The sequence below is a fragment of the Dysosmobacter segnis genome, assembly GCF_014297285.1.
GTDB classification, from domain to species: Bacteria; Bacillota; Clostridia; order Oscillospirales; family Oscillospiraceae; genus Oscillibacter; species Oscillibacter segnis.
Genome location: NZ_JACOQI010000020.1, coordinates 1 through 13,481 on the forward strand (window position 1 = coordinate 1; position 13,481 = coordinate 13,481).

A 13,481-nucleotide genomic window follows, 5' to 3' on the forward strand; every position below is an offset into this window, starting at 1 on the left:
CTGTCTCAGATATGCGATGTATCTCATTCGACCCTGAAAAACAGCGAACGCCGCGGCGGACAATTATCTGTCGACACGATTGAGCGGATCTGCGATGGGTTGGGCATTACCATGTCGGATTTTTTTGCGAGGAAAGGTTGATACGAACACAGTCTTGCCATTTTACCTTGAATTCGATATAATTACTTCATATCAAAGGCAAACCCAATGTGCTATGAGGAGAAATTACTATGAATAAGAGCGAATTGATTGCCACCATGATTGAGACCAGCGGCCTCTCTAAGAAGGATTGCGATGCTGCTCTGTCTGCGTTCATCGCCACTATTGAGGGTGCTTTGAAGTCTGGCGATAAGGTGCAGTTAGTTGGCTTCGGCTCTTTTGAGGTCAGAGAACGCGCTGCACGTATCGGGCGCAATCCCCGTACCATGGAAACTGTGGAGATTCCCGCATCCAAGGTTCCTGCCTTCAAGGCGAGTCTGGCATTCAAGGACGCAATCCAGTAATTACAAAACACGGCCTGGGCTCTTGCCCCAGGCCGTGTTTTTAATATGCGAAACGCTTATCCGCAAAGATGGCAATTATATTTTATCATCTGGTAACCGTCAAAGCTAAAGGCGTATAATAATCGTGGCGGCTTCTTCAAGTTATCGAAACTGCGCCATATCATTTTGCTTGTCCATTTATATTTCCTCCTGCAAAAAAATAAGCCGGAGCGAACTTGATCGCTTCGGCAGGTAAACGTATGATGGGCAAAACGCCCTTTTTGAATCTGGAATGCATCAATACTAAGATTGGATATATTTCCGGATGGTGAAGACCGAGGCACGCTTGGAGAAGTGTTGCGATTTTGAACATTAGTCGTTATATATAATGCATGGTAGGTTGGCACATCATTTCTAGAGAAGGCAACAGTGTTGATATGGAATTGTAGGAAGATACAATATACGTCATATACAACGCTATGGGAGATTCAGTGAGGATTTTACGAGACGGGAGAATCGAAGTGGGGTTCAATGAAGATGGCATGCTAACCGCTTTATTTGAGGAGGGCAACCAAAATAAAAACAAGTGTTCTGTTAAGAATGCTGCACTGGTTGGCTATCATCAAAAACTCTGCGGAGGAAGTTACTTATGTGGGATACGGAATTGTTGATTTAGCGGGGTTTACTGGTACAACATAGGTAGTATAAGCGGATAAAATAATTCAAAAAAGGAGAACATTGAATATGCAATTTTTCAAGAAGAATCAAAAGCGGATTGTGATATTTTTCCTATTTGCAGTACTACTGGTATGTGTACGACTGACGATTGGTAAGTTACAGGAAACGATTGATAACTCGCCAGAGGCGAATGTCAGGATAACATCTACGGGAATTGATGTAGAAAATCATCAACTTCTTCTAGATGCCGCTGTACCCCTAAAAGGCTGGAAGAAGCCTGCTCTGCTTCTTGAAACGGAGGATACCTCTACGGAAATTTCCTTAACGGAGACAAAAAGCGGTTTATTCATCGGCTCTTTTAGGGTGCCCTTGGATCAGCCAAACAGCTTTCAGCTCTACCTGACGGATGAGGGTACTGTTCAAAAGCGCCTTCGTGATTGCGACAATGCAATAACACTGCTTCCGGTGCATTTTAGAAAATATAATCTTTTGACCCCAAAGTTTGAAGCGGGAAATCTCAGGAACGGAGTTATTACCACCGAAGTGAGTGATATTTGTTTAGAGGGCGACGAAGATGGTAGCTGTACCGTAGAACTACGTGTGTACTGCAATGGCATTTTGACCAAGGTAGCGCCTGCTACACGGGATGCAGAAAGCGGCCTCTATTGTTCGGAGCGTATAGAAGTACCGTGTAGACGGAGAGACGCCCTATGGTTGACCATTGCCTATCAGGATACTCAAAATATCGAATGCGAAGTTACTCTTGGACGCTGGGAGATTACCGACAATGGTGATGTCCAGCGTAAGCCTGAGCTGGCGCAAGATATTTACCCAACTTTGACTTGGCCGGAGGAAAATAACAAAACGGCGTAGCTGTAATGAATCTTTCTCATCTGGCGTTCGAAAAGCAATAGCCAGTAAAATTTTAATAGGCGGCATCATAGTCATCCTGGAAATAATGTCCGTGATGGACGCCCTCGCGGTCGAAGTCCCACTCCCAAGTCACAAACTGGACGCCGCGCTCGCTGGGGTGGCCCGCCAGCACTGCGTCACCGAAGTCAGCAAGGACGCGGTAGTCACCAGTGAGACCGCTGGCTTTGAGCCGCGGCGCGGTTTCCAGAATCGCCATGTACTCCGAAGTCGTTTTGGCGGTGTCGATGACGCTTTGCAGCGCATCCTGCGCCCGGACGCTGTCCACACACTCCTGCCGGTACAACACGCTGCCCTGCCGGAGATGCGGCAGAGACGCCCTTTTTCCCCGCAGACGGGCAGGTGGTGATCCTCGATGGGCTCTACCGTGAAACCGTTTTGCCGCAGCCGGGTGGCGGTTTCTTCAAGGAAACGGAGCTGCGCGGTTTCGTTCTGATTGTTCATTTTGGAGTCCTCCTCGTAAGCAAAAAAATAAGCCGGAGCATCCTGAAATGCTCCGGCCGGTTGACGGATTAAGTTGTGAAATGAAAAAGGGCGCCCTTTTGATGGCTTCGACGAAACCAACAAACAGACGCCCGAAAGATCGTATAAAATTTTGAGGAAAGATCGCTCTATTCTGCGCCCGCAAAAAGGGCGCTTCTCAGGATTTTGCCTTTGAATCTGTGAAAAGGGGAGTTCAAATCTCCCCGGTTACCAAAATAACGCGAAAATATCTTTTTTTCTGAGCGCAGAATTTGAAATAAAAAAAGGCGGCAACCCTTTGGTATTCTAAGCGTTGCGCTTAAAATATCCGAATTGTTGCCACCTTATGGTACACTCAGACTCCCCAAAATCGAACCCTGTCGCTTCTTCGGCGGCGGGGTTCTTTTCTACCCGGAAAGTCTTGGTTTTGCAAGAGGTTAGGTTATATGCGGTGGTGATTTTATACCCGTCAGGTTCGTCCCACACTGTAACGGAATTGACGAGTAGATCAATGAGCCGTCTGCGAAAATCTTCATCTTCGATGTTTCCATATTTGAACTGGCTCAACCAGAATACAATTTGGTCACGGTCAATCCGATAGACGAATTTTTCCTCAGCTTTGATTTCTTTGTTGAGCGTCTTCTTCTCATGTTCGAGCTGGACAAGTCGGTTCATCAATGTTTCGGAAGCAATACCCTTTTCAATGGCAGCGGTGATATTCATGATTGATTTTTCAACTTCTGATAACTGAGCGGTCAACTGCGGAATATGAGTATCGTTTATCAAATCCTGTTCACTCTGTCGAATTGCCATGTCTGCAATTTCATCAATGAGCTGATCGGTCAAAAGGTTGAGAGCGTCACGGGCTACTATCCCTTCGATATAATCTTTTTTCAAAGGCCGCTTGTCACACCCAAGTTTTCTCTTTTTGGTGTAACAGGAATAGTAGTGGTAGACCTTGCCATGTCTACCGGCTCCGCTTTCACCGTTCATAGAAGCCCCACAATGACCGCAGAACAGCTTTCCAGACAAGAGGTAATCTACCTTAGCCTTGCCCCTTGCTGGGGCTGTGGCGGTCTTAGAAAGCCGCCGCTGTACCGTTTCAAATAGCTCCTTGTCAATGATGGCGGGAATACCATTTTCGATGACAATATCTTTGTAGGTATAAGTGCCGATGTAGCGAGTATTGCGGAACATGGCCTTAAAGCTGCTGCGGTTGAACTCTGTGTTTTTGGCGGTCTTATATCCGGCAGAGTTAAACTTTCGGCAAATGTCAGCGACACTTTCACCATTGGCATAAAGAGAGAACGCTTCTTGAACGATGTGTGCGGTATCTGGATTAACGACCAGCTTATGATTTTCCACCTTGTATCCAAGGGGGATATGACCGCCTACGCTGTGGCACTTCAAGGCAGATTCACGCATACCTCTTGTGACCTTCTGCGACAGCTCGGCAGAGAAAAACTCAGCCATACCCTCTAACACAGATTCCAAGATGATACTCTCAGGGCTGTCGGTAAGGTGTTCCGTGGCGGAGAGGACTTTCACGCCGTTCTTCCGCAGACGCATTTTCATAATTGCGCTATCGTTGCGGTTACGAGCAAAACGGTCGAGCTTCCAGACGATGACATATTCCCAATTCTGCTTTGCGCTATCCGCAACCATTTCCATGAGGTGAACCCGCTTTTCCACATCTTTGTGAGCGGTCGTTGCTCGGTCAACATAGATTGCTACAATGCGGTAGTGGTTTGCTTTACAGAAGGCACGACAGTCACGAAGCTGCCCTTCAATGGATTGGTCACTTTGACCTGTGGAGCTATACCGAAGATAGAGAGCAACATCTTGATCGCCGTTGTAAAGCGTATATGGGTCTTCTTGAAATTGAGAGATTTCTTCCTCTGTCAGACAGGAGAGGTCGATTGGAAATTTTTTCATGCAAATCTCCTTTTTAGCTCCATGACTCTACCAACAAAGCGCAATCGTCCAATTTCAACACCGCCAAAAACACGGGGAGGATAGTGTGGGTTAAAAGAACGAAGGGTCACAGTATCTTCATCAATACTGATTTTCTTAACAAATCCTTCTTCGTCATCAACAATGACAACCATAAGAGTATCTGTTTCGGGAGGTGTATCCTTTTTAACCAGCACTAAATCGTGATCGTCTAAGACTGGCGACATACTATCTCCGTCAACTTGTAACCAGAAACAATCATCACAGTCATATTCGGGGTCAACTTGTTCATATCCCAATGCTTCTTGCTGAGCGATGACACCTTTTCCTGCGGACGCATGACCGAAAATAGGTCGCTTGCAATTCTTTTCATAAGGTTCGGTGGTCAAACCAACAGAGGACAAGTGAAAGAGAGGGTCGTCAGTTTCGCCTTTCAAATAGTCAGCCGTTGTTCCAAGATTGATAGCAAGAGTTTTTAAGTCTTCATCTGAAATCATGCGGTCAGGCTTTTTATCTACATCGTTCAAATAATACTTGGGGCGGTTGATAAGTTTGCAAATATAGGTGACGCTTTTCCCTTGTTGTTTGGCTAAATCTCTAATACGGCTTGTGTTCATAAGTACCTCCTTCAAAAATATCCTACTTTTTTAGGATTTGCTATTGACAATCCTACAAAGGTAGGATATACTTTGGATTGTGAACAAGAGATTTTGACAACAAAAACCCGACCCCCGAAAGGTTTTCTTTTTTCGGCGGTTGCTGTGGTCAATGGTTTAATTGTCTGGCAAGTAAATTGTACCATTACGCCCACTGGTTGTCAATAAATATTGTTCTCAATTCAAAGAAAGGAGAGGTTTTGTGAAAGAGCGTGAGAAAATTCGCTATCGCCTGAGCGTCAATCACCTGTCGTTTGCATGGTTGATTGATATGCTCCGAAAGCGGGGTATTGAAACGAACGGCCCTGTCCTGAGTGCAATTCTCGCAGGGACTCGTAACGGCCCTTCTGTGGACAAGATCATCGCTGAGTCTATCGACATTCTGGACTGGTACGAGCGGCAGATCGGCGGTGTGTCATGAGCGACAGTGCATTTGCCCCGGAAGTGCGAGGACAGGCCAAAGCGTTCAGCTCACTCCTTGCTCGATCTGTCCGAGAGTTTTTCAAGGACGAAGGGAACCGCAAGCAGTTCGAGAGCTGGTACGAACAGAAGTACGGAACACCGTATCAATGGAAACCTATGGTTTGGAGGAACAGATAATGAAAAAGGTATTTGGAGTATTGGCATTTCTCTCGTTTTTCTACCTGTTAGGTGTCGTTGGTGCGGTAGAGCAAGACACGATGACTCTTGGCGCAGGCATGGTTCGCATGGGTATCGGCCTTGGCTGCTTCTGGTTGTTCTGTGAACTGTCCGGTGCGTTTTATCCTGACCCGCCGAGAAAAAGAAAGAGCCGCTGACGGAACTGGTACTTCCATCAACGGCAAGCGTAAAAGCTCAATCTGATTATATCAGAACCTATTGTTTTGTAAAGGAGAACTTTATGAATAGCACGATTGCAAAACTCGCTGACGAGTTCGAGAAGATGGAGAAAACCATCGCTTCTCAGAAGAAGATGATCGAAACCCTTATGCCTACGGGCTATGTTGATACCGATACCGTCAAACTTCACCTTAACTCTGTGTATGGTGTCATGTTCGGCGGTCGCCCCTCTCCGAAGCGCTGCAAGCTGGAAGACTGTTCTTGGGACGAGATCAATATGTATTCTTCCTTCGGCCTTGCCGACAAGATGTTCGAGGTCGGTGATACCAAGAAGTTCCGTCTGGCTGACGGCTCCTACCTGACTGCCCGTATCATCGGGTTCAACCATGACTACGCAAGGGACGGCAGTCTGGTTCATATCACTTTTGAGACTGTGGAAACCCTTGACGGTGACATTCCTATGAATGAGAAGTCTACCAACGAGGGCGGCTGGGACGCTTCCTATCTCCGTGCCAAGCTCAACGGCAACTTCTTCGAGAAGCAGCTTCCCGCTGATTTGAAATCGGCCATTAAACCCGTGGTGAAGATGACCGCCAAGAGCAGCAAGAACGAAGTGCGGGTTCCTTCCGTTGACAAGCTGTTCGTTCTTTCTGAGCAGGAGGTCTTCGGTCGCAAGATTTATTCCTGCGGTTATGAGGGTAAGTGGTACGAGTGGTACAAGCGAGAGAACACGCCCTATGGCAAGTGCAAGCAGAATGGTGAGAGGGATTGGAGATGGGAGCGTTCTCCTTTTTCCGGCAACACCAGCTATTTCTGTGGTGTGTACACCAGCGGCGACGCCGACAGTATCTACGCCAGCTACTCCTATGGCGTGTCCTTCGGCTTCTGCGTTTGATCGGGTATCTCGTAAATCCCGCCCCGTCAGGGGCGGTGAAAGGAGTGAAAACATGAATGTCAATCGCAAGGTTGGCACTGGCTTTGAAAGAGACTTATGCCTGAGCCTGTCGGGTTGTGGCTTTTGGGCGCACAATCTCGCTCAGAACAGTCAAGGTCAGCCGTTCGATGTGATTGCGGCTCGAAACGGTGTCAGCTATCCCATTGACTGTAAGGATTGTTCCAAGAACATTTTCAAGATGGAGCGTATCGAAGAAAACCAGTTTTCCGCTATGACGCTCTGGAAAGATACCGGGAATGGAGAAGGCTGGTTTGCAATCAGGTTGATAACTGGTGAAGTTCGGTTTATCTCCCTTTCTACGCTTTTGGAATTGTCCGTTTTGCGAACTGTGCTGACTGCCAACGATATTAGGCGATACGGTATCACACTCGGAGAGTGGGTGTCCCAATGCAAGTAACTGTTGGTAATCAGCTCCGAATTGAAAACCCGTCTGAGCAGTTGCTTACATGGTGCAAGAAGCAGCTTATCCTTCCCAATCCTGAGTACGCCAAGAAAGTCCGTATGCACTTTTGGGTAGGCAACACGCCTGAGAAGTTGTACCTGTTCCAATGGGACGGTGACACACTGGTTCTTCCCTATGGTTGTTTGAACAATGTGTTGGCGATGGACGATTGTCACATGAAGGTCAATCTTCCTACACCGACCGAGGTGGATTTCGGTTGCACCATTCCGCTCTATGACTACCAAGTGGAAGCCAAGGAAGCCCTGATAACTGCCTACTACGGTATTCTTCAAGCCCCTGCGGGGTGTGGTAAGACGCAGATCGGAATTGCTGTTGCGGCGGATACAGGACGAAGAACCCTCTGGTTGACTCACACGAGAGATTTGCTCGTACAGAGCAAAAGCCGAGCAGAGCAGTACATGAGTCCTTCTCTGACTGGCACGATCACCGAAGGTAGGGTTCAAATAGGTAAGGCAATTACCTTCGCAACGGTGCAGACCATGTGCAACCTCGATCTGAGCCAGTACCGTGATGTTTGGGATTGTATCATCGTGGACGAGTGTCACCGTGTAGCAGGAACCCCAACCGCTATGACGCAGTTCTCAAAGGTGCTGAACGCTCTGGCAGCTCGACACAAGTATGGCCTGTCCGCTACGGTTCACAGGGCAGACGGTATGATTGCCGCTACCTACGCTCTGCTGGGCGGGATTGCCTATCAGGTGCCGGACGAAGCGGTGAAAGACAAGATTATGACCGTTAGCGTTCTCCCCCGTGCCACCCATCAAGGACTCAGCCGTGAGTTCTTGGACACGGACGGTACAATCATTTACGCTAAGTTGGTCAATTTCCTCGCTGACCGTTATCCTCGAAATGACCTGATTGCCGCTGATCTTGTGGCAAACCGAGATCACTACAATCTCATTCTCTCTGATCGGCTGACGCATTTGGAAACCCTGATGAATAGGCTTCCGCCCGACCTGAGAAAACAGGCAGTCATGATTGATGGGAAGATGACCACGAAGAAAGCCAAAGCTCTCCGAGAACAGGCCATTGAGGAAATGCGACAGGGGCGCAAGCGGTATCTGTTCGCCACTTACTCTCTGGCGAAAGAGGGGCTGGACATTCCCCGGCTCGACCGGCTGTACCTGACTACGCCGCAAAAGGACTATGCTGTGATAACTCAGAGCGTTGGTCGTATCGCTCGTACCTTCGAGGGAAAGGGTGAGCCTATTGCCTACGATTATGTGGACGATGGTATCCAGTACCTCGTGAGAAGTTATAAAAAGCGGTGTACCACCTACCGCAAGTGTGGTTGTAAATTCATCGAATAGGAGGTGTCGAAGTGAAAGTTTTGGTCGCTTGTGAAGAAAGTCAAGCGGTTTGTACTGCGTTCAGAGAGAGAGGTCACGAAGCCTACTCATGTGATATTCAGGAACCGTCAGGCGGACACCCCGAATGGCACATTCTCGGTGACGCTCTCGAAGCCGTTAAAGGCGGGAGCGTGACTACGATGGACGGACAGGTTCATGTCGTTGGTAAATGGGATTTGCTGATTGCACACCCGCCATGTACTTACCTAACCAATGCCGGAGCAAGACACATTTGGAAAGGCGGTCAGTTGCAGCCAGATCGAGTGCAAAAGGGCATTTTGGCACGAGATTTGTTTATGCGTTTCTGGTATGCGGATATTCAGAGGGTGGTTATTGAAAATCCAGTTCCTTCTAAGATTTTCTGCCTACCTGAGTATTCTCAAATTGTTCAGCCTTTTCAGTTCGGACACGCCGTAACTAAGAAAACCTGTTTGTGGGAAAGAGGGGTGCGCCCCTTGGAGCCAACAAACATCGTGGAACCGGTTAAGGGACGAAAGATGGTTTTGAAAAACGGAACTGTCCGCTACTCCTGTTGGGAAATGGATTGCGGTGGAAGTAAGGAGGAACGGGCGAAAGCTCGAAGCAAAACTTTCCCCGGTATTGCAAAGGCGATGGCTGACCAATGGGGAGGTGACGTCGGCAGTCATGGATAATCTCTTTATCTTCGACTGCGAATAGCAGTCTTTCAAGATGACTGGCTGTTCGTGTTCAAGCACAGAGGTACAGGTGAATACACAGTCATTCACAACGATAATGACGCAATCTGGCAGTTTCTTCGAGAGCAACCACTTCTCTGTGGCTTCAATAATAAGGCGTATGACAATTTCATTCTGAAAGCTGTTGCCGCTGATTGTACGCCGCAGGAAGTAAAAGCTCTGAGTGAATACCTCATTGATGGTGGACAGGGCTGGCAACACCCTCTTATGCGGGGCAATCCCGTATTCGTGACCTCGTTTGATATTCGTGACGATATGTACGAGGGTCTTTCGCTGAAAGCCTGTGAGGGTCATTTAGGAATGTCGGTGGTTGAAAGCTCTGTGCCGTTTGATCTTGACCGTCCTCTGACCGATGAAGAACTGGACGAAACGATTTTTTACTGCAAGCACGATGTTGACGCTACCGAGAAATTGGTAGACCTCAGACAATCGTATTTGCAGACAAAGATTAACCTCGGTCGCAGAGTGGGTATCTCGGACGAAAAAGCCCTGTCCTGTACCAATGCTAAGCTGACCGCTCTCATGTTAAACGCAAGGCGTAGAGAGTGGAATGATGGTCGAGATTATGTCTATCCTCCACGGTTAGATGTGTCCATTATCCCGCAAGAGATTTTGGATTTCTTCGACACCATTCACGACAAGTCAATCCCAGACGAAGTTCTTTTCAAAACCGCTCTGACCTACAAGTTTGGCGATTTCCCTTGCCGGTATGCGTGGGGCGGCGTTCATGGCTCAGTTAAAGGGTATCACGGCAAATCCACGGTGAAACGGGTTATCCAAAACCGAGATGTTTCTTCACTGTACCCCTCGCTATTGGAATTGTTCCAGTATCTTTCCCGGAATGTGCCTGACCCTCATGTGTTCTACAATATTCGCAAGGAACGCATACAGGCCAAGCATGACGGTAATGACCAGTTGGCGAAGGACTTGAAGCTCCCGCTCAACACGGTGTCGGGGGCGCAGGAGAACCGCTACAACGACCTCTACGACCCGTTGAAAACCCGTTCTATGCGAATATCGGGACAGCTTTTCCTGACAATGCTGCTTGTTCAGTTGCTTCAAGCGTGTAAGTCAATCGTCCTGCTGAACTTCAACACGGACGGTCTAATGTACGAGATTGACGCTGACGAGGTTCCCATTGTAGATAGCGTCTGTGCGGCGTGGGAACAGACCACAGGGTTTGAATTGGAACTGGACGAGATTGACGAGGTTTGGATTAAAGATGTCAATAACCTCATTCTCCGAAAGACCAACGGCAAGGTCAAGTCAGTTGGCTCGTATGTTAGCTACGGCGCAACCTCGAAAGGTGCATGGCAGATCAACAATTCGATGGTAATTGTCAAGAAAGCCCTGATTGACTATTTCACGAAAGGCGTTCCTGTTCGAGAAACAATCATGAATAGCAATGACATTATGGATTTTCAGATCATCGCAAAAGCAGGTTCTTCCTATGACGGTGTTGTTCAGAAGATAGGCAATCGTGAGGTACAAGTCCAGAGAGTCAACCGTGTGTACGCCGTAGACCCGTTCAAAGATCGCCAATGGTTCGGTACGCTTTATGCGCTGCAAGGCGAGAGCTACAAGAAAATTGGCAATATCCCCGATCATTGTCTGGTAGACAACGACAACCATCTATCCTTTGATGAAATTGACCGAGAGTGGTATATCGCTACAACCGAAAAGAGAATTATGGACTTTCTCGGAGAGAAACGGCGAAGAAACACCCGTAGAGTCAATTCCATCAAGAAAAAATTATTAGAAATGTTGGAGGTATAAATATGGCTACTACCAAGAAAGCCGCTGAAACTGCGGCGGTGGATTATTCCACCATGAATGTATTCCAGAAGTTGCAGCTTGCCCGTGTGCGCTTCCTCGAAGCTGGCGTGGACAAGAGCGGCAAGCACATGAAGCTCGAATATAAGTATTTCGAGCTGGCGGACATTGTTCCTAAGGCCGAGCAGATTTTTCTTGAAATTGGTCTAATGATGGTTCCGTCCATGTACGGCGACAAGGCGACCGCTCGTGTCTACAATGTCAATGACCGTGAGGACTACATTGACTTCGTGGCACCGTACACCCCCATCGCTCCTATCGTGTCCAACGCTGGCAATCAGGTTACAAACGAAATGCAGGCGACCGGCAGCTCCATTACCTACATTCGCCGCTATCTGTGGCAGCTCGTTTTGGACATTGTGGAGCATGACAGTATCGACAGCGGCGAGTTTGATACGACTCCCGCCCCCTCTCCCACCGTCACGAAGAAGCCCCCTGTGACCACTGAACAGCGTCAGGAGATCAAGAAGGAACTGACCGGCGCTCCTGCTGGTGCGGCTACCGAGGAACAGGTCGGTACGCTGAAAAGTCTGCTGAAAAAGCTCATGGATATTGACGCAGAGCAGGAACAGTTCGTGCAGACCATCGCTATGAAGACGGAAGGTTTCTCCAAGATCGAAGCCGACAAGTGTGACGCTCTGATCGAGGGCGTGAACAATATGCTGGCTGGCTACGAAATGAAAACGGCAAAGGAGGGGTAATCATGGCAATCATGCTTGGGAACCTTAATATGTCAAGCATTGAAGCGAGATTGGGTATTACTCTGCAAGAGAAAGATCGGAATACTCTCAGCTCCATGCGACAAGATGATGCACAGAACATTCAGCCGGGAAAGTGGCATTGTTTTGACCTCCCGTTCATGATTATGTGCGGAGATTTGGGAACCGCTCAAAAGGTTTGTGAAATCCTCCGCCCTTATTCAAATTCAATGAAAACTCAACTGCAAATCAGTTGGCAGAAAGGAGAAAGTGAAAATGGAATGGCTTGACGGCAATAAAATCCAGATTATCCCTCCCAAGCGTCCTAAGAAGCTGACGGGTACTCGCTTTGCCACTATTCTCGGTCTGAACCCGTGGTCTACGCCGTTCGAGATTTGGTGTGAAGTGACCCGTACCTATCAGAAGCCGTTCGAGGACACGATCTACACCATCGCCGGTAAGACCATCGAGCCTAAGCAGGCTGAGTACATGAAGCAAACCTACTTCATGAGCAATCTGGTCACGCCGACCGACATTTGGGGCAAAGACTACTTCCGTCAGACCTACGGTGACTTTTTTAGGGAAAGCCCCGTTCTCGGCGGTATGTGGGACTACTTGCTCTATGGTAAAGATGGTAAGCCCACCACCGTCCTCGAAATGAAGACTTCCAAGCGTGTCGAGGACTGGAAGGACGATATTCCTGAGTATTACGCTTTGCAGGCGGCGTTGTACGCTTACCTTCTCGGCGTGGACGAGGTTATCATGGTCGCTTCCTTCCTCGAACCCAAGGATTACGACAATCCTGAGAAGTTTGTGTGCAGCGGTGAGAATACCATCACTCGTCCCTTCAAGGTGTCTGAGCGGTATCCTGACTTCGAGAAGAAGTATGTGAAGCCTGCCCTGAAATGGTGGAAGGACTATGTGGAGAGCGGCATTTCCCCCGCCTTTGACGAGCGCAAGGACGCTGAAATCCTGAAAGCTCTCCGCACCAACAACCTGTCCCCTGAAACGGATATGGCGGCGCTGGTCAAGGAAGCCGAAGACCTGAAAGTCAAGCTGGACGCTCACGCCGCTGAGGTGTCTGAGGACGAGAAGCGGTACAAGGTCTTGACCGACATGATTAAGAAAGCCGCAATCGCTCAGTTCCGTGACGGTGACAAGAAGGTGTCTATCGCTGGTTCTGCCTATAATTGGGAGGTCAGCCGTACTTCCACCTCGAAGATCGACAAGGACGCTATGAAAGCGGACGGTATTCTGGCGAAGTACACGACCACCGAGGACAGCTACCGCATTTCCCCGAAAGCCTTGAAAGAAGGTGCGTGAAATGGCGCAGAGTATGCAGAGATTGAGCAAAGATGATTTGCTCAAACTTCTCGACCGGTATGCCGATGACGATTTTGTTGGGGTTTTGTTCACAGCAGCTCGTGATATTCACTCCGACCAGTCCACCATCTTCGTATTCTATGACAAAGTAACGGAGGTTTAAT

16 protein-coding genes are annotated in these 13,481 nt (G+C 48.3%); 13 read left to right on the forward strand and 3 right to left on the reverse strand.

Annotated elements, in window-relative coordinates:
- The first annotated feature begins 230 nt into the window (after positions 1-230).
- Together H8Z83_RS15125 and H8Z83_RS15130 are read left to right on the forward strand one after the other, a co-directional pair.
- Positions 231-503, forward strand: coding sequence for an HU family DNA-binding protein (locus H8Z83_RS15125; protein ID WP_187015824.1), 273 nt, complete (start codon positions 231-233; stop codon positions 501-503).
- Between the two features lie 723 nt (positions 504-1,226).
- Positions 1,227-2,033, forward strand: coding sequence for a hypothetical protein (locus H8Z83_RS15130; RefSeq protein ID WP_187015825.1), 807 nt, complete (start codon positions 1,227-1,229; stop codon positions 2,031-2,033).
- Between the two features lie 52 nt (positions 2,034-2,085).
- Here the strand turns inward: H8Z83_RS15130 and H8Z83_RS15135 are convergent, their stop codons facing one another.
- The 3 genes from H8Z83_RS15135 to H8Z83_RS15145 all read right to left on the reverse strand — a co-directional run bounded on the left by H8Z83_RS15135 (position 2,086) and on the right by H8Z83_RS15145 (position 5,122).
- Positions 2,086-2,379: a hypothetical protein gene (locus H8Z83_RS15135; RefSeq protein ID WP_145985075.1), complete on the reverse strand. Its 294-nt coding sequence runs from the start codon at positions 2,377-2,379 to the stop codon at positions 2,086-2,088.
- Positions 2,380-2,858: 479 nt separating this feature from the next.
- Positions 2,859-4,487: a recombinase family protein gene (locus H8Z83_RS15140; protein ID WP_187015826.1), complete on the reverse strand. Its 1,629-nt coding sequence runs from the start codon at positions 4,485-4,487 to the stop codon at positions 2,859-2,861.
- A complete protein-coding gene (locus tag H8Z83_RS15145) occupies positions 4,484-5,122 on the reverse strand; it encodes a S24 family peptidase (protein WP_187015827.1) in 639 nt (212 codons plus the stop codon). Before H8Z83_RS15145 ends, H8Z83_RS15140 begins: the two co-directional genes overlap by 4 nt.
- Positions 5,123-5,363: 241 nt before the next feature.
- On the opposite strand from H8Z83_RS15145, the gene H8Z83_RS15150 reads away from it, so the two are divergent.
- The 11 genes from H8Z83_RS15150 to H8Z83_RS15200 all read left to right on the forward strand — a co-directional run bounded on the left by H8Z83_RS15150 (position 5,364) and on the right by H8Z83_RS15200 (position 13,480).
- Positions 5,364-5,582 carry a hypothetical protein gene (locus tag H8Z83_RS15150; protein ID WP_187015828.1) on the forward strand — a complete coding sequence of 73 codons (219 nt, stop codon included), beginning with the start codon at positions 5,364-5,366 and terminating at the stop codon, positions 5,580-5,582.
- 178 nt (positions 5,583-5,760) lie between these two features.
- Complete coding sequence (locus tag H8Z83_RS15155) at positions 5,761-5,958, forward strand: hypothetical protein (RefSeq protein WP_187015829.1); 198 nt, start codon at positions 5,761-5,763, stop codon at positions 5,956-5,958.
- A gap of 83 nt (positions 5,959-6,041) precedes the next feature.
- Positions 6,042-6,875, forward strand: coding sequence for a DUF6273 domain-containing protein (locus tag H8Z83_RS15160; protein ID WP_187015830.1), 834 nt, complete (start codon positions 6,042-6,044; stop codon positions 6,873-6,875).
- Between the two features lie 52 nt (positions 6,876-6,927).
- The gene (locus H8Z83_RS15165) at positions 6,928-7,332 is read left to right on the forward strand and encodes a PDDEXK family nuclease (RefSeq protein WP_187015831.1); all 405 of its coding nucleotides are present in this window, start codon (positions 6,928-6,930) and stop codon (positions 7,330-7,332) included.
- A complete protein-coding gene (locus H8Z83_RS15170) occupies positions 7,323-8,708 on the forward strand; it encodes a DEAD/DEAH box helicase (RefSeq protein ID WP_187015832.1) in 1,386 nt (461 codons plus the stop codon). The genes H8Z83_RS15165 and H8Z83_RS15170 overlap by 10 nt, the downstream gene beginning before the upstream one ends.
- 11 nt (positions 8,709-8,719) lie before the next feature.
- The gene (locus H8Z83_RS15175; RefSeq protein ID WP_187015833.1) at positions 8,720-9,400 is read left to right on the forward strand and encodes a DNA cytosine methyltransferase; all 681 of its coding nucleotides are present in this window, start codon (positions 8,720-8,722) and stop codon (positions 9,398-9,400) included.
- 51 nt (positions 9,401-9,451) lie between these two features.
- A complete protein-coding gene (locus H8Z83_RS15180; protein ID WP_187015834.1) occupies positions 9,452-11,239 on the forward strand; it encodes a DNA polymerase elongation subunit (family B) in 1,788 nt (595 codons plus the stop codon).
- A gap of 2 nt (positions 11,240-11,241) precedes the next feature.
- On the forward strand, positions 11,242-11,997 hold the full coding sequence (locus tag H8Z83_RS15185) for an ERF family protein (protein WP_187015835.1): 756 nt from the start codon (positions 11,242-11,244) through the stop codon (positions 11,995-11,997).
- Between the two features lie 2 nt (positions 11,998-11,999).
- On the forward strand, positions 12,000-12,284 hold the full coding sequence (locus H8Z83_RS15190; RefSeq protein ID WP_187015836.1) for a hypothetical protein: 285 nt from the start codon (positions 12,000-12,002) through the stop codon (positions 12,282-12,284).
- Positions 12,271-13,317 carry a YqaJ viral recombinase family protein gene (locus H8Z83_RS15195; protein ID WP_187015837.1) on the forward strand — a complete coding sequence of 349 codons (1,047 nt, stop codon included), beginning with the start codon at positions 12,271-12,273 and terminating at the stop codon, positions 13,315-13,317. The genes H8Z83_RS15190 and H8Z83_RS15195 overlap by 14 nt, the downstream gene beginning before the upstream one ends.
- 1 nt (position 13,318) lies before the next feature.
- Positions 13,319-13,480, forward strand: a complete 162-nt coding sequence (locus tag H8Z83_RS15200; protein ID WP_187015838.1) for a hypothetical protein — start codon at positions 13,319-13,321, stop codon at positions 13,478-13,480.
- Position 13,481 lies beyond the last annotated feature (1 nt).

Coding starts and splice junctions, on each gene's coding strand:
- H8Z83_RS15125 (WP_187015824.1), top strand. CDS start 231: ATGAATAAGAGCGAATTGATTGCCACCATGATTGAGACCAGCGGCCTC.
- H8Z83_RS15130 (WP_187015825.1), top strand. CDS start 1,227: ATGCAATTTTTCAAGAAGAATCAAAAGCGGATTGTGATATTTTTCCTA.
- H8Z83_RS15140 (WP_187015826.1), bottom strand. CDS start 4,487: ATGAAAAAATTTCCAATCGACCTCTCCTGTCTGACAGAGGAAGAAATC.
- H8Z83_RS15145 (WP_187015827.1), bottom strand. CDS start 5,122: ATGAACACAAGCCGTATTAGAGATTTAGCCAAACAACAAGGGAAAAGC.
- H8Z83_RS15155 (WP_187015829.1), top strand. CDS start 5,761: ATGAAAAAGGTATTTGGAGTATTGGCATTTCTCTCGTTTTTCTACCTG.
- H8Z83_RS15160 (WP_187015830.1), top strand. CDS start 6,042: ATGAATAGCACGATTGCAAAACTCGCTGACGAGTTCGAGAAGATGGAG.
- H8Z83_RS15165 (WP_187015831.1), top strand. CDS start 6,928: ATGAATGTCAATCGCAAGGTTGGCACTGGCTTTGAAAGAGACTTATGC.
- H8Z83_RS15170 (WP_187015832.1), top strand. CDS start 7,323: ATGCAAGTAACTGTTGGTAATCAGCTCCGAATTGAAAACCCGTCTGAG.
- H8Z83_RS15185 (WP_187015835.1), top strand. CDS start 11,242: ATGGCTACTACCAAGAAAGCCGCTGAAACTGCGGCGGTGGATTATTCC.
- H8Z83_RS15190 (WP_187015836.1), top strand. CDS start 12,000: ATGGCAATCATGCTTGGGAACCTTAATATGTCAAGCATTGAAGCGAGA.
- H8Z83_RS15195 (WP_187015837.1), top strand. CDS start 12,271: ATGGAATGGCTTGACGGCAATAAAATCCAGATTATCCCTCCCAAGCGT.
- H8Z83_RS15200 (WP_187015838.1), top strand. CDS start 13,319: ATGGCGCAGAGTATGCAGAGATTGAGCAAAGATGATTTGCTCAAACTT.